A 22619-nucleotide genomic window follows, 5' to 3' on the forward strand; every position below is an offset into this window, starting at 1 on the left:
CTCAGGCCTGCGCCTCGGCCCGGGCACGGGTCACCGCCTCCGCCGCGCGCCCGTGCAGCTCCTCGTAATGGTCGAACTCGGCCTCGTACCACCCGGTGCCCTGCGTCGCGCCACCCAGCGCGCGGTCGATCTCGTCATGGGCGGCGGCCGGGATCAGGGCGTTGAAGATGTCCCAGCCCGGCGCGTCCGGGTTGGCGTCAAAGCCCAGCACCTGCCCCTTGAGCGAGGAGACGAGCTGAACCAGCGCCCCGGAAAACTGAGAGGGGATGTGAAAGGTCACCCGGTCGATGGGCTGCAGAAGCACCGGCCCCGCCTCGGCCAGCGCCTCTTTCACGCCCATGCGGCCGGCGGTGCGGAAGGCGAAGTCGGAGCTGTCCACCGAATGCGACTTGCCGTCGGTGAGCGTCACCGAGATGTCGATCACCGGAAAGCCGAGCGGCCCCTCCGCGAGCGCATCGCGCGCGCCCTGCTCGACGGCGGGGATGTAGTTGCGCGGCACCGCGCCGCCCTTCACCACCTCGTCGAACGAAAAGCCCGCCCCGCGCGGGGCAGGCCTGACCTCGAGCACCACATCGGCGAACTGCCCCGCGCCGCCCGACTGCTTGCGGTGGCGGTAGTGCTTGGCGACCGGCCGCGAGATGGTTTCGCGATAGCTCGCTCCGACGGGCGCCTCGCGCACTCTCACGCCAAATTCCTTATCGAGGAGCGTGAGAACCCGGCGCAGATGCATCGGCCCCTGCAGCCTGACGACCGTGTGGCCGGTGGCCTGGTCGGTGCCCAGCTCGAGCCCCGGCTCGATCTCGGCAAGCCGCGCCAGCGCCGCCGAAAGCCGCGCCTCGTCCTTGTCGCTCTCGGGCAGAAGCAGGCGCGCAAGGCTTGGCGGATGGCCGCGCGACCAGGCGGGCAGGGGGCGGGCGCCCTCGGCATCGAAGAGATGGCCGGGGTTCAGGTGATCGGACTTCACCGCCAGCCCGATCTCGCCGGGCGCAAGGCGCTCGAGCGGGGTCTTGCCGTCAAGCGCCGTCATCGAGCTGAGCGTGCCCCCGCCAAGCGGCTTGCCCGCGGAAACGCCCTCATCGAGCGCGCGGATCATCACCGTCTTGCCCACATGCTTGCGCATCGCACCATGCAGCCCCACGGCAAGCGCGCCTTCGCCGCCAGTGACCCGTTCGCGGGTGATCTCCACCCCCGGTGCCTCGTGGCGCAGCGCCTTCATCAGCCGGTTGACCCCGTTCATGTGGCTCGCCGCGCCGAGGAAGACGGGCATGACCCTGTTCTCGGCCAGCACCTTGCGGGTGATCTCGAAAAGCTCCTCGGTGGGCGGGGCCTTGTCCTCGATCAGCTCCTCGAGCAGGTGATCGTCGAAATCGGCCAGATGCTCGAGGAGCTCGGCCCGCGCCTCCTGCTCGCGGTCGAGCGCGGCCTCGGGAAGCCCGACGAGCTTGGAGGGCTGACCCTCCTGGTATTCCCAGGCGCGCTCGGAGATGAGATCGACCGCGCCCACCACCTTGTCGCCTTCGCGAATCGGCACCTGCCGCAGCACCAGCGCATGGCGGGCGAAGCCCTGAAGAGCGGAGGCGATGTCGCGCACCCGGTCCTTGGCCTCGTCCATGCGGTTGATGAACAGCAGGCAGGGGGTGCCGGCCTCTTCCACCAGCCGGATGTAGGGCGCGGCCAGAACCGCCGCCCCCGCCTCGGCCGGCACGCAGATGATGGCCGCATCCGCGCCCCCCAGCGCCTGCCCCGCGAAGCCGAGGTTCTCGGGCCCGCCGGCGATGTCGATGCCCACCCAGGGCTCGCCGAGATAGGTGAAGCTCACCGTGGTCAGCGGATCCTCGCTCTCGGCATGGCGCACGGGCTGGCCCTCGAGCCCGGCCATCGCCTCGATGAGAGTCGTCTTGCCCGACTGCGACGGTCCCATAACCACGAAGCAGCGCATCTTTCGTCCTCCCTTGTGCCTCGACCGGGGCTGCGGCGCATGTCGCCGCCTGCCGCGGGCCCGACGCCAGCCATCGGGCGCCGCGGATCCGGCATGTCCGCCGGCCCTTGTGGTGATGGTTCACGCCCGCAGCCCGGCCCGTCAAGGCAAAGCTGGCCGCAAGGCCGCGATGGCCGGCCCAGACGGCAGGAAAACAATGTCCGCCATGGGAAACCGTGGTAGGCCCGGCAGGACTCGAACCTGCAACCAAAGCGTTATGAGCGCTCCGCTCTGACCATTGAGCTACGGGCCCGCCGACATCCCGCTTACCAGACATCGCCCGCCGGTCAAGCCACGGCGCGCGCCGCGCGTCGCGTCCGGCGTCCTCTCCCGAGCCAGTGGACAGCTTCGCGCCGATGCGCTATCGCGCCACGCCAAAGCGGAGGCGCACAGATGAGCGAACGCAAGACCGGTGCACGCTACGCCGAGGCGGGCGTGGATGTGGAGGCAGGCTACGATCTGGTCCGCCGCATCGGCCCTGCCGCTGCGCGCACGGAGCGGCCGGGCGTTCTCTCCGGGCTCGGCGGCTTCGGCGCGCTGTTCGACCCGAAGGCAGCCGGCTATGCCGACCCGATTCTCGTCGCCGCCACCGACGGGGTGGGCACCAAGCTGCGCATCGCCATCGACACGGGCGAGCTGGGCGGCGTGGGCATCGACCTCGTTGCCATGTGCGTCAACGATCTAGTCTGTCAGGGGGCGGAGCCGCTGTTCTTCCTCGACTATTTCGCCACCGGACGGCTCGACCCGGCCCATGCGGCCGAGGTGATCGAGGGCATCGCCGAGGGCTGCGCGAGGGCCGGATGCGCGCTCGTCGGCGGCGAGACGGCCGAGATGCCCGGCATGTATGCGCCGGGCGACTTCGACCTTGCCGGATTTGCCGTCGGCGCGATGGAGCGGGGGCGGGGCCTGCCGCTCGAGCCGGCCGCGGGCGACGTGCTTCTCGGCCTTGCCTCCGACGGTGTGCATTCGAACGGCTTTTCGCTGGTGCGCAAGCTCGCCGCCGAGGCGGGGCTCGACTGGTCATCCCCCTCTCCCTTCGGCGAGGGCACGCTCGGAGCTGCGCTTCTGGCGCCCACACGCATCTATGTCCGCCCCGCGCTTGCGGCCATCCGTGCCGGCGGTGTGAAGGGGATTGCCCATATCACCGGCGGAGGGCTGGTGGAGAACGTGCCCCGCGCCCTTGGCCCGGCGCACGCCGCCGAGATCGACCTTGACGCGTGGGAATGGCCCGGCGTCTTCACCTGGCTTGCGCGTCAGGGCGGGCTCTCGCGCCGCGAGATGGCGGAGATCTTCAACTGCGGCATCGGCATGGTGCTCGTGGTGGAGCCCGCCCGCGCCGACGTGCTCGCGGCGCTGCTCGAAGGGCAGGGCGAGCGCGTCCACCGCATCGGCCGGGTCGTTGAGGGCCAAGGCGTGCGCTTCACCGGGGGCGCGGCGTGAGCGTGGCGAAGAAGCGCGTCGCCATCCTCATCTCGGGCTCGGGCTCGAACATGGTGCGGCTCATTGAATCGATGCGGGGCGCGCATCCCGCCCGGCCCGTCCTCGTCCTCTCCAGCGATCCCGAGGCGAAGGGGCTCGAGAAGGCCCGCGCGCTGGGCGTGCCCACGGCGGTCGTCGATGCACGCGCCTGTCGCGGCGACCGCGCCGCCTTCGAGGCGGAGCTTGCCCGTCTTCTTGACGACGCCCGCCCCGACATCATCTGCCTTGCCGGCTTCATGCGCATCCTCTCGCCCAAATTCGTTGCGCGCTACGCGGGGCGGATGCTCAACATCCACCCTTCGCTGCTGCCGAAGTTCCGCGGTCTCAACACCCACGCCCGCGCCCTTGCCGCCGGCGAGACCGAGCATGGCGCCACCGTCCACGAGGTGACGGCCGAGCTCGATGAAGGCCCCATCCTCGGCCAGGCGCGCGTGCCGGTGAAACCGGGCGACACACCCGAAACCCTCGCCGCGCGCGTGCTCAGGATGGAGCACCGCCTCTACCCCGCGGTGCTCGAGCGCTTCGCCCGCGGCGAGCGCACCCCGATCGAGATGGTCGCCGAGGCCGACGGGAACTCCTGACCTCAGCCCCATCACCCTGATGCAAATACCCATCTCGAGGGGTTCCGGGCACGCCCCCGGCCTGCCGGGCGCTGCACCACGCCGCGCCTTGCCAAGCCCCCGCCCGATGCATAGGTTGCGCGCCAACCCGCGCGGGGGCCGCACGGCCCGCACCGCCGTTACGCTGACAGGAAGGGACAGATATGTTCGCAACACCCGCCTATGCCCAGGCAGCCGGGGGAGGCTCGGCCTTCGCCAGCTTCATCCCGCTCATCCTGATCTTCGCGATCATGTATTTCCTGCTGATCCGGCCGCAGCAGAAGAAGGCCAAGGAGCATCAGCAGATGGTCGCGGCCCTGCGCCGGGGCGACTTGGTGGTCACGCAGGGCGGCATCATCGGCAAGGTCTCCAAGGTCAAGGACGACAATGAGGTCGAGGTGGAAATCGCCGACGGCGTGAAGGTGCGGGTGGTGCGCGGCACCATCGCCCAGGTCATCAACAAGACCGAACCGGCCGCCAAGGAGTGAGTCGCCGGCCACCGCCAACCCGCCGCAGCGGCGACAGCGCAAGAGGCTCCCGAGCATGCTGCAAATCCCTCTCTGGCAACGGATTGTCATCTGGGGCCTTGTCGCCATCGGGGTCGTGCTGGCGCTGCCCAACGCCTTCTATTCCCGGGTGGAGCGGCACAATGATGCGGTGAAGGCCATCGAGCAGGGCGTGACCGACCCGCAGGTTCTGGCCGATGCCGCGCTCTGGCCCGACTGGCTGCCCTCGCGGCTGGTTGCGCTCGGGCTCGATCTCAGGGGCGGGGCGCATCTTCTGGCCGAGGTGGAGGTCGAGCAGGTGTTTGCCGACCGGCTGGATGGCTACTGGCCCGAGATCCGCGACGCGCTGCGCCAGCACCGCGACGAGATCGGCACCTTCCGCCGTCTTGACGGGCCGCCGGACGAGCTGCGCATCCGCATCTCCAACCCCGCCGGGCTGCAGAAGGCGGTCGAGGTGGTGCGCGGGCTCGCCTCGCCCGTGGTCTCGCTCGGCTCGGTGGGCGCGACCGACATCGAGGTGCGCGCCGAGGCCCCCGACATCGTCGTGGTCTCGCTCAGCGAGGCCGAGAAGGCCGCGATCACCGACCGCACCGTGCGCCAGTCGCTCGAGATCATCCGCCGCCGCGTCGACGAGGTGGGCACCCGCGAGCCCACGATCCAGCGCCAGGGCGAGCGGCGCATCCTCATCCAGGTGCCGGGCGTGGGCTCGGCGGCCGAGCTGAAGGCGCTCATCGGCACCACCGCGCGGCTCACTTTCCACCCCGTCGTGGGGCGCACCACCGACCCCGACCAGCGGCCCGGGCCGGGGCAGATCATCGTCCCCTCCATGGACGAGCCCGGCGTCTACTACATCCTCGAGAAGACGCCCGTCGTGACCGGCGAGGATCTCGTGGATGCCGAACCGGCCTTCGACCAGAACGGCCGCCCCGCGGTGCATTTCCGCTTCAACCCCACCGGGGCGCGCAAGTTCGGCCGCTACACCGCCGAGAATGTCGGCTCGCCCTTCGCCATCGTGCTCGACAATGAGGTGATCTCCGCCCCGGTGATCCGCGAGCCGATCCCCGGCGGCTCGGGCCAGATCACCGGCAATTTCACCGTCGAGGAGTCGACCCAGCTCGCGATCCTCCTGCGCGCGGGCGCGCTGCCGGCGGAGCTGACCTTCCTCGAGGAGCGCACCATCGGCCCCGAGCTTGGCGCCGACAGCATCGAGGCGGGCAAGCTCGCCGCCATCGTGGCGGGAATCGCGGTGCTGGTCTTCATGGCGCTCAGCTACGGCTGGTTCGGGATCATCGCCAATGTGGCGCTGATCCTCAATGTCGCCATGATCTTCGGGCTTCTGTCGCTCATCGGTGCGACGCTGACGCTGCCCGGCATCGCCGGCATCGTGCTGACGATCGGCATGGCGGTGGACGCCAACGTGCTCGTCTTCGAACGCATCCGCGAGGAACTGCGCACCGCCCGCGGGCCGGCGCGGGCCATCGAACTGGGTTATGAAAAGGCGCTTTCGGCCATTCTTGACGCCAACATCACCACCTTCATCACCGCGGTGATCCTCTATGTCATGGGCTCGGGGCCGGTGCGCGGCTTTGCCGTCACGCTCGGGCTCGGGATCGTCACCTCGGTCTTCACCGCCGTGTATCTGACGCGGGTGATGATCGTGATGTGGTTCGAGCGCCGCCGCCCCCGCAAGATCGAGGTCTGAGATGCGCCGCCTTCGCCTTGTTCCCGCCGAGACGAACTGGGATTTCTTCCGCACTGCGCGGATCACCTTCAGCGCCTCCGTGGTGGCCGTGGTGATCTCGCTCGCCGCGTTCCTGATCCTCGGACTCAACTACGGCATCGACTTCCGCGGCGGCACCACCATCCGCACCGAGTCGCATTCGGCGGTGGATGTGGGCGCCTACCGCCAGAGACTGCAGGAACTCGGGCTTGGCGACGTGTCGGTGACGGAAGTCTTCGACCCCACCTTCGAGTCGGACAAGCACGTGGCCATGGTCCGCATCGAGGCGCAGGCAGGCGAGGAGGCGGCCTCCGCCGAGCTGGTGGCGAAGGTCGAAGAGGCGCTGCGATCGGTCGATCCCACCATCGTATTCACCTCGGTCGAATCGGTAGGGCCCAAGGTTTCGGGCGAGCTGATCCGCACGGCCGTCATCGCCGTGCTGCTCGCCATCGCGGCGGTGCTCTTCTACATCTGGCTTCGCTTCGAGTGGCAGTTCTCCGTGGGTGCGGTCGCCGCGCTGGTGCATGACGTGATCATCACCATCGGGGTCTTCTCGATCTTCCGCATCCAGTTCGACCTTGCGACCATCGCCGCGCTTCTCACCATCGTCGGCTATTCGCTCAACGACACGGTGGTCGTGTTCGACCGGGTGCGCGAGAACCTCATCAAGTACAAGAAGAAGCCGCTTGTGGAGGTGCTGAACCTCTCGATCAACGAGACGCTGAGCCGCACGGTGATGACCTCGGTCACCACGCTGATCGCGCTGATCGCGCTTCTGATCCTCGGCGGCGACGTGATCCGCGGGTTCGTCTTCGCAATGACCCTTGGCGTGGTCGTCGGCACCTATTCGTCGGTGTTCGTGGCCTCGACCATCCTGCTCTGGCTCGGCACCAAGCGCGACTGGTCGAAGCCCGACGCCAATCAGGGCAACCAGTTTTCGACGTCAGAGACGCCCTGAGGCGGGGCGATGGGCGGCATCGCCGAGGCGCTGGCGCTCGAGGGGCTGTGGCTTCTTCTGCTCGGAGCGGCGCTGGCCGGGCTCGTGCGGGGCTTTTCGGGCTTCGGCACGGCGATGATCTACCTGCCCTTCGCCGCGCGCGTGCTCGACCCGGTCTGGGTGCTGGTCACGCTTCTTGTCATCGACCTCATCGGCCCGCTGCCGCAGGTGCCGCGCGCCCTGCGCGAGGGGGAGCCGCGCGACATTGCCCGCCTCGCCGGGGGCGCGGCGCTGGGCGTGGTGGCCGGGGTGACGGTGCTGGTGAGCTTTTCGCCCGAGCCCTTTCGCTACGCGGTGTCGGTGCTGACGCTGACGCTTCTCGTGCTCCTCGTCTCGGGGCTGCGCTGGCGCGGCGAGCTGCGCGCGCCGATGATCTGGGCCACGGGCGCGCTCGGCGGCTTTCTTGGCGGCGCTGTCGGGCTGCCGGGGCCGCCGGTGATCCTGCTCTACATGGCCCGGCCCTTGCCGCCGCAGGTGATCCGCGCCAACATCATGGTGTATCTCTTGGCGGTGGATGCGCTCATGCTCGCCGTCTTCGCTTGGCGCGGGCTTCTCGAGGCGGCGCCCGTGATGGTGGGGCTTGTCGTGGCACCGGTTTATCTTGCCGGGGTGTGGGCCGGGGCGCGCATCTTCGACCCTGCGCGCGTGCGGCTCTACCGGGGCGTGGCCTATGGCATCATCGCGGCCTCCGCGCTCGGCGGGCTGCCGCTGTGGGATTGAGGAGTTCCCGAAATGCGCATGACCGAGATCGACTATGACGCCCAGCCGCCCGTTGATAGCTACGGTCCGGGCTTCTTCCGCGTCGCCGGGCGGGTGCACGAGGGTGGGGTGCTGGTGCTGCCCGAGGGGCTCGAGCCCTGGCAGGGCTATGACGCCGCGCCGATCCTTGCCGCCGCCGATGCGCTCGACCTCGTGCTGGTCGGCACGGGGGCGGAGCTTCAGCTCCTGCCGGCGGCGTTCCGGGAGGCGATCGAGGCGGCCGGCATCGGGCTTGAGCAGATGGCCACGCCCGCGGCCTGCCGCACCTACAACGTCGTGCTGGCCGAGGGGCGTCGCGTCGCGCTGGCGGCGCTGCCGGTGTGACGATACGGCCGGGCCCGTGGTCAGCCACGCCGCTTTTCCGCCGTCACGACTTGCGCTAAGCGGGGCCGATGCTGCTTGACGTTCATGATCTTTCCTGTGCCCGCGGGGGCGTGCCGGTGCTCGAGCACGTCAGCTTCGCTCTTGCCGCGGGCGAGGTGCTGGTGCTGCGCGGGCCGAACGGGTCGGGCAAGACGACGCTGCTGCGCACCATCGCCGGGCTGCAGCCGCCGCTTGCCGGCGAGATCCGCGCCGCGCCCGGCGCCATCGCCTACGCCGCCCATGCCGACGGGCTGAAGGCCACGCTGACGGTGGCCGAGAACCTTGCCTTCTGGGCCGGCATCTACGGCACCGGCGACATCGCTGGGGCGCTCGCCGCCTTCGCGCTCGAGGGCCTTGCCGACCGGCCGGCGCAGAATCTGTCGGCCGGGCAGAAGCGGCGGCTGGGGCTGGCGCGGCTTCTGGTCACCGGAAGGCCCGTCTGGGCGCTGGACGAGCCCACCGTGTCGCTCGATGCGGCGGCGGTGGAGATGTTCGCCGAGGCGGTGCGAACGCATGTCGCGGCGGGCGGCGCGGCGCTCATCGCCACCCACATCGAGCTTGGCCTCGCGGGCCTCACGCTGGACGTGGGGCAGTTCCGCGCCTCCGCCGAGACGCGGGTCAGCGATTTCGACGAGGCGTTCCTGTGAGTCGGCTCTTCTTGCGTGACCTGAGGCTTGCGATGCGGGCGGGTGGGGGCTTCGGGCTCGGGCTTGGCTTCTTTCTGATCGTCACCGTGCTCGTGCCCTTCGGCGTCGGCGCCGAGGCGGGCGTTCTGGCCACCATTGCGCCGGGGATTCTCTGGGTGGGGGCACTCCTTTCCTGCCTTCTGTCGCTTGACCGCATCTTCCAGCTCGACTGGGAGGACGGCTCGCTCGACCTTCTGGCGACGGCGCCGATCCCGATGGAGTCGGTGGTGCTGGCGAAGGCGGCGGCGCATTGGGTGACGACGGGACTGCCGCTGACGCTCGCCGCGCCGGCGCTGGGCATTCTTCTCAACCTGCCGGGCGCGGCCTTTGGCTGGCTGACGCTCTCGCTTGCGCTCGGCACGCCGGCGCTGTCGCTCATCGGCGCCTTCGGGGCGGCCCTCACCGTGGGGCTCAAGCGCGGCGGGCTCTTGCTGTCGATCCTCGTGCTGCCGCTCTATGTGCCGACGCTGATCTTCGGGGCGGAGACCGTCAAGCGCGGGGCCGCGGGGCTTGCGGTGGAGACGCCGCTCATCCTGCTTGCGGCGATCACGCTGGGCACGCTTGCGCTTCTGCCCTTTGCCGCGGCTGCGGCCATTCGCATCAATCTTCGTTGACCGCCCTTGCCCGGAGCTTCGGGCAGACGTAAGTGAGCGCCATGGCCTCGATCTGGGAATATGCCAACCCCCGCAAGTTTCTGGCCACCACCGATGTGGTGCTGCCTTGGGTCACGGCGCTTGCCGCGATCACGCTTGTTGCCGGATTGATCTGGGGCTTCTTCTTCACCCCCGACGACTACAAGCAGGGCTCGACGGTCAAGATCATCTACCTGCATGTGCCGTCGGCCCTGATGGCCATCAACGCCTGGCTGATGATGCTGGTGGCCTCGCTGATCTGGCTGGTGCGGCGCCACCATGTCTCGGCGCTGGCGGCCCGCGCGGCCGCGCCCGTGGGCGCGACCTTCACGCTGATCGCGCTGGCGACCGGCGCCATATGGGGCCAGCCGATGTGGGGCACCTGGTGGGCGTGGGATCCGCGGCTGACCTCGTTTCTGATCCTGTTTCTCTTCTATCTGGGCTACATGGCGCTCTGGCAGGCGGTGGAGAACCCCGACACCGCGGCCGACCTGACCTCGGTGCTCTGCATCGTGGGCTCGGTCTTTGCGGTGCTCAGCCGCTATGCGGTCAATTTCTGGAACCAGGGCCTGCATCAGGGCGCCTCGCTGAGCCTCGATCGCGAGGAGCACGTGGCGGATGTCTTCTACTACCCGCTCCTTGTCTCCATCGCCGGGTTCGTTCTGCTGTTCATCGCGCTCGTGCTCCTGCGCACGCGCACCGAGATCCGCGCCCGGAGGCTCTATGCGCTGGCCGCGCGCGAGCGCATGGGGCAGGGAGCGGCGGGATGATGCCTGATCTTGGCAAATACGCGCTCGCCGTGCTCTCGGCCTACGGGGTGAGCCTTGTGCTGATCGCCGCGATCGTGGCGCAGAGCGTGCTGCGCGCGCGCCGGGTCCGACGCGAGCTCGAAAAGGCGGAAGCAAGACACCGCAATGGCTAGACTGTCCCCCCTGATGCTGCTGCCGCCCGCACTCTTCGCGGCTCTGGCGCTGACCTTCTACATCGGCATGCAGCGCGAGAACCCCGAGGCGCTGCCCTCGGCGATCGCCGGCAGGCCGGCCCCGGCTGTGAACCTTGAACCGCTGGGCCAGTTCGAAACCTTCACCGACGCCGATCTGCGCGCGGGCGAGGTGGTGCTCGTCAACTACTGGGCGAGCTGGTGCGCGCCCTGCCGGGCCGAGCATCCCAATCTCGAGAAGCTCGCCGATCGGGGCATTCCCATCTATGGCGTGAACTACAAGGACAAGCCCGAGAACGCCCTGGGCTTTCTCGCCGAGCTTGGCAACCCCTTCGCCCGCCTCGGGGCCGACCCCACCGGGCGCATGGCCATCGACTGGGGGCTTTACGGCGTGCCCGAGACCTATGTGATCGCGGGTGACGGCACCGTGATGCTACGCTTTGCCGGGCCGATCACGCAGAAGGTGATGGAAGAGAAGATCCTGCCCGCCATCGAGGAGGCACGGGCGCGGCAATAGTCCTCAGGCCGCGAGGCCCGAGGCAAGGATCATGGCCACGAAGAAACCCGCTTCGAGCGCCGGCATGGACAGCAGCGAGCGGCGCAGCATCAGGCGGAAGCGGGCGGCGAAGTCGGCGAAATCTGACATGAATCGGGCCTTTTCTTAACGGATGGCGCCGAATTACGGCAGCATTCGGACAATGCGAAGGAAAGATGGCGGAATGCGCCCGAAATTGGTCACACCGCGCCCCGAGGCGTAGCCAATGGCTTGGCGCGGGCGAGGATTGGCGCGGCTGGGGAAACGCCGCCTGCCGCCGCTGCGAGTCGCGCAGCTGCCTCGTCCTCCGTCCGTGCCCGTATCGTGCCCCGGCCGCCTCACTCGGCGGCGCGGGTTGCCAGCAGCTTGACGATTGCTTCGTCCTCGCCGCCGGTCGCGGGCGCGGCGTCCTCGCGGTCCTCCTCGGGAATGTCGGTGGGGAACTGCGGCAGGCCGGTATCCCACACGAGCTCGCGCAGCTCGGCCTTGCGCGCGGCGCGGGCAAGCGCATGGTCCCGCGCGATGCGGCTTGAGCGACCAAGGGCCAGACGCATCGTGAGCCGTCCGAAGGCGCGCGCGTAGCTCGCGATCCAGACCGGAATGGCGAGCATTGCCGGGGTGAAGACAAGCGTCAGAACGGTGGCGATGCCGAGCCCGAACACGACGGCCGTGGCAAGCTGCTTCCACCACAGCGCGGTGGGAGCGTCGATCGAATAGCCCCCGTTGATGAAATCAAGCGATATGCCGAGCATCATCGGCGTGAGCCCGGCGATGGTGGTGATCGTGGTCAGGAACACCGGCCTCAGCCGCGCCTCCGCGGTGCGCACGATGGCATCGATGCGGGGCATGATTCGCGAGAATTCCTGATAGGTATCGATCAGCACGATGTTGTTGTTCACCACGATCCCGGCAAGCGCCACCACCCCGGTGCCGGTCATGATGATCGAGAAGGGCTGGTTCATCACCAGCATGCCGATGAGAACCCCCGCGGTCGAAAGCACGACGGCCAGCAGGATCAGCGCGGCGTGATAGAAGGAGTTGAACTGCGCCAGCAGGATGATGAACATCAGCCCGAGCGCGCCCAGAAAGGCCGACTGCAGGAAGGCCTGGCTTTCGGCCTGCTCCTCCTGATCACCCGTCCATTCCCAGCTGATGCCCGCGGGCAGCGGGTTTTCGCTCTTGAGCCATTCGGTCAGCACGCCGATGCGTTCGTTGGCGTTGATCGGAATGGTGCGGGTGGTGCCGTCAGGGTCGGTCACGGTGCGGGTGAGGCCCGGCATCACATCGGCCTTCACGTCGAAATAGCGCTGCTGATCGACACGGTCGATCTGGGCGAGCTTCTCGACCGGCCGGATGGTGATGAAGTTCGACAGCGGCACGAGCCCGGCGCTGGTGCGCAGGCGCAGATCGTAAAGCGTCGAGAGCACCCGGTCTTCCTCGGGCAGGCGGGCGCGGATCTCGATCTCCTCGTCGGAGGAGGGCACGCGCATGGTGTCGAGCAGAAGCCCGCGGGTGACGAGCTGAACCATCCCGCCCACCGTGGCGACATCGGCGCCGAAGCGGCCGGCCTTGTCGGTATCGACATCGATCTGCCAGTCGATGCCGGGAAGGGGCAGGGTGTCCTCGATGTCGATGATACCTTCGGTCTCGGCGAATTTCGCCTCTACGATCCGCGTGGCGGCCACAAGGTCTTCCCAGTCCTCGCCCTTCAGGCGCAGATGCACCGGCTTGCCGGAGGCAGGCCCGCGCGAGAGGTTGAGAATCTCGGTGCGGATGCCGGGCAGTTCGGCGAGGCGCGCCTCGATCCGCGCCAGCGTCACCTTGCCGTTGTAGTAGGGGTCGATCTCGATCACCTCGTAGGGGATGAGATCGAAGAGCCATTCGGTGCGGGTGGTGCGCGGGCGATCCTCCCAGCGCACGAGCTCGATGTTGACCTGGCCGATGGTGTCGCGCGGGGCCTGGGCGCCGCCCGTGTTGCGGTTGAGCCCGCCCGCCCCGGCAAAGGCGAAGACGGAGGCCACGGCCGGATCGTCGAGCACCACCTCCTCGACCGCGCGCACCATCGCGTCCCGCTCCTCGAGCGAGAGGTTGCCACGCGCCCGCACATAGATGATTGCCTGGTCAGGCTCGGTGTCGACGAAGAATTCCACCCCGAGATTGTGCTTGCCGTAGTAGGAGAAGACCGAGACGACGAAGGCGAGCACGGCGGCCACGGTGACGAGCGGCATGATCGGGTTGCCCGCGACAAACCTGATGAGGTGGCCAAAGAGCGTGTGGCGCCGGCCGTACTCCACGCGCCGGGGCTTGCGACGGATCTTCACGGCATCGAGCGTGATCGACGTCATGATCGCCCCGGCAAGGAACAGGGCCGCGCCGGGCAGGTGCGCCATCCATCCGTCCGTCGGGGCCGCGCCGCCCGTCAGCCAGCCGGGGTTGAGAAGCTGCATCGCGCCGACATAGACGACGCCGAGCGCGACGGGCACCAGCGCCGCGCGCAGCGGCCAGACGGGCACGAGCCGGCGCAGCGCCTCGGCGGCATGATGGAAGCGCCGCGAGAGCCGCCCGGCCACCCCGCCCATCACCGGCAGATAGACAAGCGCGACGAGAAGCGAGGCCGAGAGCACGAAGATCAGCGTCACCGGCAGCATGCCCATGAACTCGCCCGGCACGCCCGGCCAGAACAGCATCGGCAGGAAGGCGCAGAGCGTCGTCGCGGTGGAGGAGACGATGGGCCAGAACATCCGCTTGGCCGCCTCGACATAGGCGTGCATCGGCCCCGTGCCCTCCTGAATGCGCTTGTCGGCGTATTCCACCACCACGATGGCGCCATCGACGAGCATGCCCACCGCGAGGATGAGGCCGAACATGACGATGTTCGACACGCTCACCCCCATGACGGCGAGAAGCGCGAAGGTCAGCAGAAACGAGGTGGGGATCGCAAAGCCCACGAGCAGCGCCGAGCGCGTGCCGAGCGCGCCGAGCACCACGATCATCACCAGCGCGATGGCCGTGAGCACCGAGTTCTCGAGCTGGCTGACCATCGAATCGACGATGTAGGACTGGTCGTTCGACGTGCCGAGACTGACGGCGGCGCGCAACTCCTCGGGCCAGGCGGCGCGCGCGGCCTCCACCTCGCGGCGCACCATCGCGGCCGTCTCGATGACATTGAAGCCCTTGCGCTTGACCACCTGCAGCGCCACGCTTTTCTCGCCGTTGTAGCGCGCGGTGCCCTCGCGGTCCTCGAAGGTGAGGCGAATGTCTGCCAGATCGCCGAGGAGCACCTGCCGGTCGCCCTCGCCCTTCACCGGCAGGGCGTAGATGTCTTCGCGGCTGTCGAAGCTTGCCGGGATCTTGAGCGAGAAGGCGCCGGTGGCCGTCTCGATCTCGCCCGCGGCGATGAGCTGGTTGTTGTTGCGCACCGCGTTTATCAGTTCACTGGCGGTGATGTTGTAGGCCTCGAGGCGCAACGGGTCGATGATCACCTCCACCATCTCGTCGCGGTGGCCGGTGAGCTTGGCCTCGAGCACCGCATCCATCGCCTCGAGCCGGTCCTGCAGCGCCTTGGCCGCGCGCACCATCTCGCGCTCGGGGAGCCGGCCGGTGAGATTGACGATGACGATGGGGAATTCGGAGAAGTTGATCTCGTTGATCGTGTACTTGTCCGCCCCTTCGGGAAACTCGGCCTCGGCGCGGTTCATGCGGTCGCGCACATCGGCGAGCGTCTTGGTCTTGTCCCAGCCGAACTCGAACTCGAGCGCCAGGCCGGCATAGCCTTCCGCGGCGGTGGCGGTCATCTTCTTCAGCCCGTCGAGATCGGCAAGCTCGGTTTCCATCGGCTTGACGAGGAGCTTCTCGGAGTCCTCGGCGGAGATGCCGGGGAAGGGGACGGAGATGAACAGCGCCGGGATCTCGATGTCGGGCTCGCCCTCCTTGGGCAGCGAGACATAGGCATAGCCGCCGGCGAGAATGGAGAGCAGGATGAAGGCAATGACCATCCGCGCCCGCGCCGCGGCCCAATCGACGATGCCGGTCATTGCCGCGCCTCCCGCCACGTGACATCCACCGCCTCGCCCTCGGTCACGTATTGCTGGCCGACGACGATGACATCGGCCTCGTCGGGCAGACCCGCAACCCAGACGCCGTCGCGCGCGTCGCGAATGATCTCCACCGGCGCGAATCCGGCGATCCCGCCCGGCTCGACGGTGCGCACGCCCAACCGCCCCTCGTCATCGAGCGTCAGCGCCGACTGGGGCAGGAAATGCGCGGTGCGCGCGGCCGATGCGATGATGATTTCCGCGGTCTGTCCATCGCGGATGGCGAGATCGGGGTTGGCCGCCTCGACCTCGACGCGGAAGGTGCGCGTGGCCGGGTCGGCGGAGCGGGCAAGGAAGGTGACGCGGCCGGCCACCTCGCGCCCGGTGGAAAGCCGCGCCGCAGCCCGGGCGCCGGTGGCGACCTCGTCGACCCGCGTCTCCGGGACGAAACCGACCAGCTTGATCGGGTCGAGCTGGAGGATGGTCGCGCACAGCCCGCCGGGCTGGAGAAGCGTGCCGAGCTCGGCCGTGTCGGTCTCGAGAAGCCCGGCGAAAGGCGCGCGGATCTCGATGCGTTCCAGCTCGGTGCGGGCGCTTGCCACCTGTGCCTCGGCGGTTTCGATCGCGGCGCGGGCGCTCTCCACCTGGGCGCGCGCGCTCTGCACCGCGGCCTCGGCCCCCTCGAGCTGGGAGCGGGCGCTTGCGACCGCGGCGCGCGCGCCGGCGAGGTTCGCGCGCGCCTGTTCCACCGCAGCCTTCGCCGCGGCGAGGTTCGCGCGCGCCTGCTCGACGCCTGCCCGCGCCGCCTCGAACTGCGACTTGACCTGTTCCACGCCTGCCTGCGCCGATTCGAAGGCGGCGCGGGCGGAATTGACCCGGGTTTCGGCAACGAAGCCCTGCTCGAAGAGTTTCACGGCGTTCTCGTAGTTCTTGCGTGCCTCGACCAGCCGTGCCTCCGCTTCCGCGCGCAGCGCCTCGACCAGCGGCAGCTGCGCCTCCGCCTGCCTGAGCGCCGCCTCGGCCGCGGGCACACGCGCCTCGGCTTCCGAGAGCGCCGCCTCGGCCGCCGGAACCCTCGCCTGCGCCTCGTCGAGGGCCGATTGCGCGGCCGGAACCCGGCTTTCGGCCTCGGCAAGCGCGGCTTCGGCTGCCGGCACCCGCGCCTTCGCCTCGGACAGCCGGGCGAGCGCATCCTCGAGAGCCACCTCCCGGGTTCCCGAATCGACCCGGCACAGGAGCGCGTCCTTTTCCACGAAGGCGCCCTTGCGCAGCGGCTCCGAGACGACCCGGCCCGAGGTCTCGGCCCTCACGTCCACCGCGCGCGACGCCTCGGTCTGACCGCGCGCCAGCACCGCCTGCTCGACCTCCTGTGCACGCGAGTGGATGGCGACCACGGAAACCGCCCTCGCCCGCGCCGGCGTGGACGGCTCGGCGGCGGCTTCGGCCGTCGGCTCCGCGTCGGCAGAGGCCAGCGCGAACAGAAGATCGCGCTCCATCACCCAGAAATAGAGCGCGACCGTGACGATCATGGCCGTGAGGATCGAAAAAAAGCGCATCTTGCACCCGTCGCAGCGCGCGCCGGACCTGTCGCGCCTCCAATCTCTTCCGATGTCCAGCGATACGTGCGCCGACGCGCGGCGGATCAGGAAACGGAAGGCGTTGCAGGTACCGGGGCGAAAATAGCCGAACATTCTGAACTGTCGAGTTCAGATTACGATTTTCTGCGGCGCAGCGCAAGCGGCCGCGGCGTAGCCGTGCCGGCGCCCCGTCTTGCCGCCCCCTCCCACCGCCCTTGGCAGGGGTCTGGCTTCACGATATGAGGGGCGGAAAGCCTTGGAGTGCAGGTGTGAGCGACGTCGACAGTTTCATCGAGGAAGTTGCCGAGGAGGTGCGTCGTGACCGCCTTTTCCGGCTGATGCGGCGCTATGGCTGGATCGCCATTGTCGCCGTGATCCTGCTGGTGGGCGGCGCCGCCGTCAACGAGTACCGCAAGGCGCAGGCGCGGGCAGCGGCCGAGGCGCTGGGCGATGCCATCTCCGCCGCGCTGGCGCAGGAGGACCCCGCCGCCAGGCTCGCCGCGCTGCAGGCCATCGAGGCTGAAGGCCGCGCCGCGGCGGTGGCGGCGTTTCTGGAGGCGGAGGCGGCGCTTCAGGCCGGAGAGAAGCCCGTGGCCGAGGCTGCGCTCGGACGCGTTGCCGCCGATGGCGCGCTTCCGGCCCATTACCGGGATCTGGCGGTGCTGAAGCTCGCCATGCTGCAGGCGGGCGAGGTCGCGGCCGAGGCGCGCATTGCCGCGCTTGAGGGCATCGCGGGGCCGGGTGCGCCTTACCGGCGCCTTGCGGAGGAGCAGATCGCTCTGGCCGAGATCGAGGCGGGCCGGTCAGACGCGGCGCTGGAGCGTCTTCGGCGTCTTGTCGAGGAGACCGGCACCGGGCAGGGCTTGCGTCAGCGGCTTTCGGAGTTGATTGTTGTGCTGGGCGGCGAGGCCGCGGAAAGCTGAGGCCGGCCGGGTCGAGACTGCAATCGATCCGGATGGCCCGTGGGCAGGAAGGGGGCAGCCGTGGTCGCGCGGAAAGAGGGGCTGAGTGAAAACGCGGGCGGCGCGGGGCGCGGGCTGACGCGCGCGTTGGGCGTCGCGGCGCTCTTGGCGCTGGCCGCCTGCGGGCAGGGCGAGGACATTCTTCCCGGCGAGCGGCTCAACATCCGCCCCGAACTGGCGGAAGCCGCGCCGATCGGCGCGATGCCGTTCTCCGCACCCGCCCCGGAGGTCAACCGCGCCTGGAGCCAGCGGGGCGGCAATGCCGCCCACCATCAGGAGCATCTCGCGCTTGCCCGCGAGCTGACCCGCCTGTGGTCGGCCGACATCGGCGCCGGCAACAGCCGCAAGCACCGCATCACCGCGCAGCCGGTGGTGGCGGGCGGGCGCATCTACACCCTCGATGCCCGCGCCACGGTGACCGCCACGACAAGCGCGGGCGAGACGCTCTGGCAGGCCGATCTCACCCCGCCGTCCGACCGGGCAGGGGACGCCTCGGGCGGCGGCCTTGCGGTTTCCGGCGACACCGTCTTCGCGACATCGGGCTTCGGGCGTCTTGTGGCGCTCGACGCCGCGACCGGGGCGCAACGCTGGGTGCAGGAGCTCGAGGCGCCCGCGACCGGTGCGCCCACCGTGCATGACGGGCTCGTCTACGTGGCAACGCGCGACAGCCGCGGCGTGGCGGTCAGGGCCGACAACGGCCGGGTTGTCTGGGAGCTGACGGGAATCGAGTCGCTCACCGGCGTCGGCGGTGGCGCCAGCCCGGCGATCGGCGGTAGCCGGGTGGTCTTCCCGTTCCCCTCGGGCGAGCTGGTCGCGGCGCTGCGGCAGGGCGGGGTGCGGCTGTGGAGCTCGGTGGTCGGGGGGCGGCGCAAGGGCCGCGCCTATGCCAACCTGTCCGACATCGCGGCCGATCCGGTGGTGGCGGGCGAGACCGTCTATGTCGCCAACGCCTCGGGCCGCGCCGTGGCGCTTGACCTCAATTCCGGCGAGCGGATCTGGACGGCGCGCGCGGGCACGGTCGAGCCGGTCTGGGTGGCGGGCGGTTCGGTCTTCATGGTCACCGATCTGAACGAGCTGGTCCGGCTTGACGCGGCCACGGGGGCACTGATCTGGAAAACGGAGCTGCCCTTCTACCGGCGCGAGAACCCGCGCCGGCGCGAGACCATCACCGCGCATTGGGGCCCGGTGCTGGCCGGCGGGCGGCTCCTTCTGGTGTCGAGCGACGGGCGGCTGCGCAGCTTTGATCCGGAGACGGGCGAGGCGCTCGGTGCACTCGAGCTGCCGGCGGGCGCCGCGGCCGGCGTCGCCATTGCCGACGCGACGCTCTATGTGGTCACCAGCGACGGGCGGCTGCACGCCTATCGCTGACCGGCACGGGCGCGCCGAGGGCGCGGGGCGCGCGGCTTCGCGGGCGGTGCTTGAGCCGGGCGCCGCGAGGTCATATGTGCTGGCGGCCTGAGAGTTGCGGGAGCCTGTGCGATGTCATTCACCGTGGCCATAGTCGGTCGGCCCAATGTGGGAAAGTCGACGCTGTTCAACCGGCTGGTGGGCAAGCGCCTGGCGCTCGTCGATGACCGCCCGGGCGTGACGCGCGACCTCAGGGAGGGAGAGGCGCGCCTGGCCGGGCTGCGTTTTACCGTGATCGACACCGCAGGTCTCGAGGATGCCACCGATGACAGCCTTCAGGGCCGCATGCGCCGGCTGACCGAGCGCGCCGTCCGCATGGCCGATGCCTGCCTGTTCCTCGTCGATGCGCGCGCCGGCATCACGCCGCTTGACCGCGAGCTTGCGCAGATGCTGCGCCGGGCGGAGGCGGATGTGATTCTCGTCGCCAACAAGGCCGAGGGCGCGGCGGGCGAGGCGGGCGCGCTCGAGGCCTACGAGCTCGGGCTTGGCGAGCCGATCCGCATCTCGGCCGAACATGGCGAGGGCATGGGCGACCTTGCCGCAGCCCTGCACCCGCTGATCGAGACCTCGGAGCAGCAGACCGGGCAGGCGGAGGCGGCGGCGCCGCGCACCGATGTCGCCGTGGCGGAGGGCGACGAGACGGCCTATGCGGCGCCGACGCGCAGCCACCCGCTGCAGATTGCCGTGGTGGGGCGGCCCAACGCCGGAAAGTCCACGCTGGTCAATGCCATTCTCGGCGAGGAGCGGCTTCTGACCGGCCCCGAGGCCGGCATCACCCGCGATGCGATTTCCGTTTCCGCCGACTGGGGCGGGGTTCCGGTGCGCATCTTCGACACCGCCGGCATGCGCAAGCGCGCCCGCGTGCAGGACAAGCTGGAGAAACTCTCGGTCGCCGACGCGCTCAGGGCGGTGCGCTTCGCCGAGGTGGTGGTGGTGGTCATCGATGCCCAGGCACCTTTCGAGACGCAGGATCTGCGCATTGCCGATCTCGCCGAACGGGAAGGGCGCGCCGTGGTCGTCGCCGTCAACAAGTGGGACCTCGTCGAGGACAGGCAGGCAAGGCTCGCCGAGCTTCGCGAGGCCTTCGAGCGCCTGCTGCCGCAGCTGCGGGGCGCGCCGCTGGTCACCGTCTCGGCGCTGACCGGAAAGGGGCTGGAGCGGCTGGTTGAGGCGGTGACACGAGCGCACGAGGTGTGGAACCGGCGCGTGCCGACAGCGGCGCTCAACCGCTGGCTGGCGGAGGTCGTCGCCGCGCATCCGCCGCCGGCGCCGGGGGGGCGGCGCATCCGCCTGCGTTATGCAACGCAGGTCAAGACCCGCCCGCCGGGCTTCGTCATCATGTGCTCGCGTCCCGACGAGCTGCCGGACTCCTACCGCCGCTACCTCGTCAACGCGTTGCGGGAGGATTTCGACATGCCGGGCACCCCGATTCGGCTCACCCTGCGCAGCCAGGCGGAAAAGAATCCCTTCCGCGGCAGGCGCAAGCCCGGCCCCTCGAGCCTGCGCAAGCATCTCGAGCGCGGCGCGCGGCGCGGCTGAGGGGCGCAGGGCTTCGAGGAGCGCCCGTGCGCGCCTCGGGCGGGGAAATCCGAAGCGGGGTGACGGAAATCAGGGCTCGCCGCGGTCGGCGGCGAGCTCCTCGACATCCCTGAAGCGGATCGACTCGCCGCAGCCGCAGGCATCGACGACATTGGGATTGCGGAAGCGGAAGCCGGACTCGAGAAGCGAGGTCTCGTAGTCGATCTCGGTGCCGAAGAGGAACATCTGCGCCATCGGCGCGATGGCGACCACGGCGCCGTCCTGCTCGACGACCTCGTCATTCGGGTCGAGCTCGCGGACATAGTCCATGGTGTATTCCATGCCCGCGCAGCCCCCCTTCTTGACGCCGATGCGCAAGCCCTTCGCGCCCTCGCGCTCCATCAGCCTGCGGATCTGGGCCGCCGCCGCCGGGGTGAGCGTCACGGCCTGCTTGCCGGGAATTCCGAACATGGGTTGCCTCCTGTTGCGGGGGAAATCTAGCGGCTTGCGGGCAGGAGTCCAACGGCCGGCAGCCGCTCGGCCAGCGCCAGGGTGGCGTAGGCCGTCGCCAGTGCCCAGCCGAAGGAGGCGAGCGTGCCGACGATGACATACTCGCCAGCGCGCTGGTCGCGCGAGGAGACCTCGAAGCGCAGCACGGATTTCGCCGCGATCAGGAACCCGATGGCCGCGGGCTGCCCGACCATCACCAGAAGGAAGATCAGCCCGCGTTCCAGCATGCCGATCAGCATGCCGCCGCCCGTGAGCCCGCGCGGCAGATCCTCCACCGCCAGCGGCGCCATCAGGAATTCCACCGCGAAGCCGCCGGCGCGGGTTGCAAGGATCAGCCCCGCGGCCAGCGCCATCGCCCCCGGCGCCCAGTCGAGTCGCGCCCAGAGCCCGCCGGCCCAGAGATCCGGGACCAGCACCGCCGCCGCGATCAGCGTGGCGAGGTGTGCAGCCTGGTCGCCGAGAAAACGCGCCAGCCCGCGCGGCAGATGCGCCTTCACGGCGTCGATGACCACATGCGCCGCGGTCAGCACCGCGACTTCCCAGGCGTCGATCCGGCCCAGCGCGGCGGCGGCGGTGACAAGCACAACGAGCCCGTGCAGCGCCAAGGCAGCGGGGCGGCGCTTGTTGGCGACCATCCAGCGCGATTGCAGCACGAAATCGGCCAGAGCATGGGCGAGGAGGAGCGCGGCGAAAGTCTCGATCATCTTGCGGCCTCCTGCTCCCGGGCAGCCTTTTCCCACAGGGCGAGCGCCTCCTTCAGCGCCTGTGCGCGGGCGCCGGACAGGCGATAGCTCACCGCCTGCTTGGAAATGCCAAGGACACCGCCGATCTCGGCCATCGTAGGACCGCGCGGGTCCAGCGCCAGGGCGGTGGCCTCCGCCTGTTGCGGGGTCCAGAGGCCGAAACGGTCCTCGACCAGCCGCACGACGGCGTGGTGCAGGGGGCCGATCCCTTTGCCGGCGATCGCCAGCAGCCGACGACGGGGCATCGCGTCAAGGCCGCGGCCCGACAGCTCGAACGCCGTGCCGGAGGCATCGGCAAGCGTTCCTGCGCCGACATGGCGCGCGGTGCCGATGCCGATGGAGACGCGCGTCATCAGGCCCTGCCCGGAGCCGCGCAGCCGGGCCACGATCACGCAGGCGGCGCGCAGCGCGAGGGACGGCTCGGCAACAAGGAACTGCCAGCCGTCGCCTCGGAACCGGGTGAAACGCGGGCGCGCGTCGCCCGACTGCCAGCCGGCGATGATCCGTGCGGTGTCGGCGAGGAGATCCATGGCCGCCTCGAGCCGGCTGGCGTCGGCCTCGGTCGAGTTGACAATGTCCCCGGTCAGAACGGCGACCTGCGTGCCCATGTCAAGAGGATACGCTTGACTTTCGACAAGTCAAGCGGTTTGGCTTTACCGATAGAAAGTCAAGTC

General features: G+C 69.6%; 22 protein-coding genes and 1 tRNA gene. 15 read left to right on the forward strand and 8 right to left on the reverse strand.

Annotated features, from left to right (window positions below):
* Position 1: 1 nt before the first annotated feature.
* Both BLQ14_RS11570 and BLQ14_RS11575 read right to left on the reverse strand, forming a co-directional pair.
* Entirely contained in the window at positions 2-1939 is a 1938-nt protein-coding gene (locus BLQ14_RS11570; RefSeq protein WP_092500722.1) for an elongation factor G, read from the reverse strand.
* A 216-nt stretch (positions 1940-2155) separates the two neighbouring features.
* Positions 2156-2231: transfer RNA gene (locus BLQ14_RS11575), tRNA-Ile, on the reverse strand.
* Positions 2232-2371: 140 nt separating this feature from the next.
* Here BLQ14_RS11575 and purM point away from each other — a divergent pair.
* The 12 genes from purM (at position 2372) to BLQ14_RS11635 (ending at position 11176) form a co-directional block, all read left to right on the forward strand.
* Positions 2372-3418: a phosphoribosylformylglycinamidine cyclo-ligase gene (purM, locus tag BLQ14_RS11580; protein WP_092500723.1), complete on the forward strand. Its 1047-nt coding sequence runs from the start codon at positions 2372-2374 to the stop codon at positions 3416-3418.
* A 2-nt stretch (positions 3419-3420) separates the two neighbouring features.
* Positions 3421-4038 (forward strand): phosphoribosylglycinamide formyltransferase, encoded by a 618-nt coding sequence (gene purN / locus BLQ14_RS11585; protein ID WP_092500888.1) that lies wholly within the window; start codon positions 3421-3423, stop codon positions 4036-4038.
* A 182-nt stretch (positions 4039-4220) separates the two neighbouring features.
* Positions 4221-4544 (forward strand): preprotein translocase subunit YajC, encoded by a 324-nt coding sequence (gene yajC / locus BLQ14_RS11590; protein ID WP_092500724.1) that lies wholly within the window; start codon positions 4221-4223, stop codon positions 4542-4544.
* A gap of 55 nt (positions 4545-4599) precedes the next feature.
* Positions 4600-6264: a protein translocase subunit SecD gene (secD, locus tag BLQ14_RS11595; protein ID WP_092500725.1), complete on the forward strand. Its 1665-nt coding sequence runs from the start codon at positions 4600-4602 to the stop codon at positions 6262-6264.
* Position 6265: 1 nt separating this feature from the next.
* Complete coding sequence (gene secF, locus BLQ14_RS11600; protein ID WP_092500726.1) at positions 6266-7240, forward strand: protein translocase subunit SecF; 975 nt, start codon at positions 6266-6268, stop codon at positions 7238-7240.
* Positions 7241-7249: 9 nt separating this feature from the next.
* Positions 7250-7999, forward strand: a complete 750-nt coding sequence (locus BLQ14_RS11605; RefSeq protein ID WP_092500727.1) for a sulfite exporter TauE/SafE family protein — start codon at positions 7250-7252, stop codon at positions 7997-7999.
* 12 nt (positions 8000-8011) lie between these two features.
* Positions 8012-8362: an Mth938-like domain-containing protein gene (locus BLQ14_RS11610; protein WP_092500728.1), complete on the forward strand. Its 351-nt coding sequence runs from the start codon at positions 8012-8014 to the stop codon at positions 8360-8362.
* Positions 8363-8430: 68 nt separating this feature from the next.
* The gene (ccmA, locus tag BLQ14_RS11615; RefSeq protein WP_092500729.1) at positions 8431-9048 is read left to right on the forward strand and encodes a heme ABC exporter ATP-binding protein CcmA; all 618 of its coding nucleotides are present in this window, start codon (positions 8431-8433) and stop codon (positions 9046-9048) included.
* Positions 9045-9701 carry a heme exporter protein CcmB gene (gene ccmB, locus BLQ14_RS11620; protein ID WP_092500730.1) on the forward strand — a complete coding sequence of 219 codons (657 nt, stop codon included), beginning with the start codon at positions 9045-9047 and terminating at the stop codon, positions 9699-9701. The genes ccmA and ccmB overlap by 4 nt, the downstream gene beginning before the upstream one ends.
* A gap of 41 nt (positions 9702-9742) precedes the next feature.
* A complete protein-coding gene (locus BLQ14_RS11625; RefSeq protein ID WP_092500731.1) occupies positions 9743-10489 on the forward strand; it encodes a heme ABC transporter permease in 747 nt (248 codons plus the stop codon).
* A complete protein-coding gene (ccmD, locus tag BLQ14_RS11630; RefSeq protein ID WP_176759547.1) occupies positions 10486-10641 on the forward strand; it encodes a heme exporter protein CcmD in 156 nt (51 codons plus the stop codon). The genes BLQ14_RS11625 and ccmD overlap by 4 nt, the downstream gene beginning before the upstream one ends.
* On the forward strand, positions 10634-11176 hold the full coding sequence (locus BLQ14_RS11635; protein WP_092500732.1) for a DsbE family thiol:disulfide interchange protein: 543 nt from the start codon (positions 10634-10636) through the stop codon (positions 11174-11176). Before ccmD ends, BLQ14_RS11635 begins: the two co-directional genes overlap by 8 nt.
* A 3-nt stretch (positions 11177-11179) precedes the next feature.
* Here the strand turns inward: BLQ14_RS11635 and BLQ14_RS15630 are convergent, their stop codons facing one another.
* The 3 genes from BLQ14_RS15630 to BLQ14_RS11645 all read right to left on the reverse strand — a co-directional run bounded on the left by BLQ14_RS15630 (position 11180) and on the right by BLQ14_RS11645 (position 16784).
* The gene (locus tag BLQ14_RS15630) at positions 11180-11305 is read right to left on the reverse strand and encodes a hypothetical protein (protein ID WP_281220852.1); all 126 of its coding nucleotides are present in this window, start codon (positions 11303-11305) and stop codon (positions 11180-11182) included.
* 227 nt (positions 11306-11532) lie between these two features.
* Positions 11533-15228 (reverse strand): efflux RND transporter permease subunit, encoded by a 3696-nt coding sequence (locus BLQ14_RS11640; RefSeq protein WP_092500733.1) that lies wholly within the window; start codon positions 15226-15228, stop codon positions 11533-11535.
* Entirely contained in the window at positions 15225-16784 is a 1560-nt protein-coding gene (locus BLQ14_RS11645) for an efflux RND transporter periplasmic adaptor subunit (RefSeq protein WP_092500890.1), read from the reverse strand. The genes BLQ14_RS11640 and BLQ14_RS11645 overlap by 4 nt, the downstream gene beginning before the upstream one ends.
* A gap of 290 nt (positions 16785-17074) precedes the next feature.
* Between BLQ14_RS11645 and BLQ14_RS11650 the strand changes: the two genes are divergently transcribed.
* The 3 genes from BLQ14_RS11650 (at position 17075) to der (ending at position 20713) form a co-directional block, all read left to right on the forward strand.
* The gene (locus tag BLQ14_RS11650; RefSeq protein ID WP_092500734.1) at positions 17075-17728 is read left to right on the forward strand and encodes a tetratricopeptide repeat protein; all 654 of its coding nucleotides are present in this window, start codon (positions 17075-17077) and stop codon (positions 17726-17728) included.
* A gap of 60 nt (positions 17729-17788) precedes the next feature.
* Positions 17789-19135 carry a PQQ-like beta-propeller repeat protein gene (locus BLQ14_RS11655; RefSeq protein WP_245657093.1) on the forward strand — a complete coding sequence of 449 codons (1347 nt, stop codon included), beginning with the start codon at positions 17789-17791 and terminating at the stop codon, positions 19133-19135.
* A gap of 111 nt (positions 19136-19246) precedes the next feature.
* Positions 19247-20713, forward strand: a complete 1467-nt coding sequence (gene der / locus BLQ14_RS11660) for a ribosome biogenesis GTPase Der (RefSeq protein WP_092500735.1) — start codon at positions 19247-19249, stop codon at positions 20711-20713.
* 69 nt (positions 20714-20782) lie between these two features.
* On the opposite strand, the gene BLQ14_RS11665 is transcribed toward der, so the two are convergent.
* From BLQ14_RS11665 to BLQ14_RS11675, 3 genes are read right to left on the reverse strand one after another with little or no spacing between them, the layout of a single operon-like run.
* Positions 20783-21163, reverse strand: a complete 381-nt coding sequence (locus BLQ14_RS11665; RefSeq protein WP_092500736.1) for a HesB/IscA family protein — start codon at positions 21161-21163, stop codon at positions 20783-20785.
* Positions 21164-21189: 26 nt separating this feature from the next.
* Positions 21190-21906 (reverse strand): DUF3307 domain-containing protein, encoded by a 717-nt coding sequence (locus BLQ14_RS11670; protein WP_092500737.1) that lies wholly within the window; start codon positions 21904-21906, stop codon positions 21190-21192.
* Positions 21903-22553: a hypothetical protein gene (locus BLQ14_RS11675; protein WP_092500738.1), complete on the reverse strand. Its 651-nt coding sequence runs from the start codon at positions 22551-22553 to the stop codon at positions 21903-21905. Before BLQ14_RS11675 ends, BLQ14_RS11670 begins: the two co-directional genes overlap by 4 nt.
* Between the last annotated feature and the right edge of the window lie 66 nt (positions 22554-22619).

The organism is Meinhardsimonia xiamenensis, assembly GCF_900102905.1.
In the GTDB taxonomy this organism is placed as follows: domain Bacteria; phylum Pseudomonadota; class Alphaproteobacteria; order Rhodobacterales; family Rhodobacteraceae; genus Meinhardsimonia; species Meinhardsimonia xiamenensis.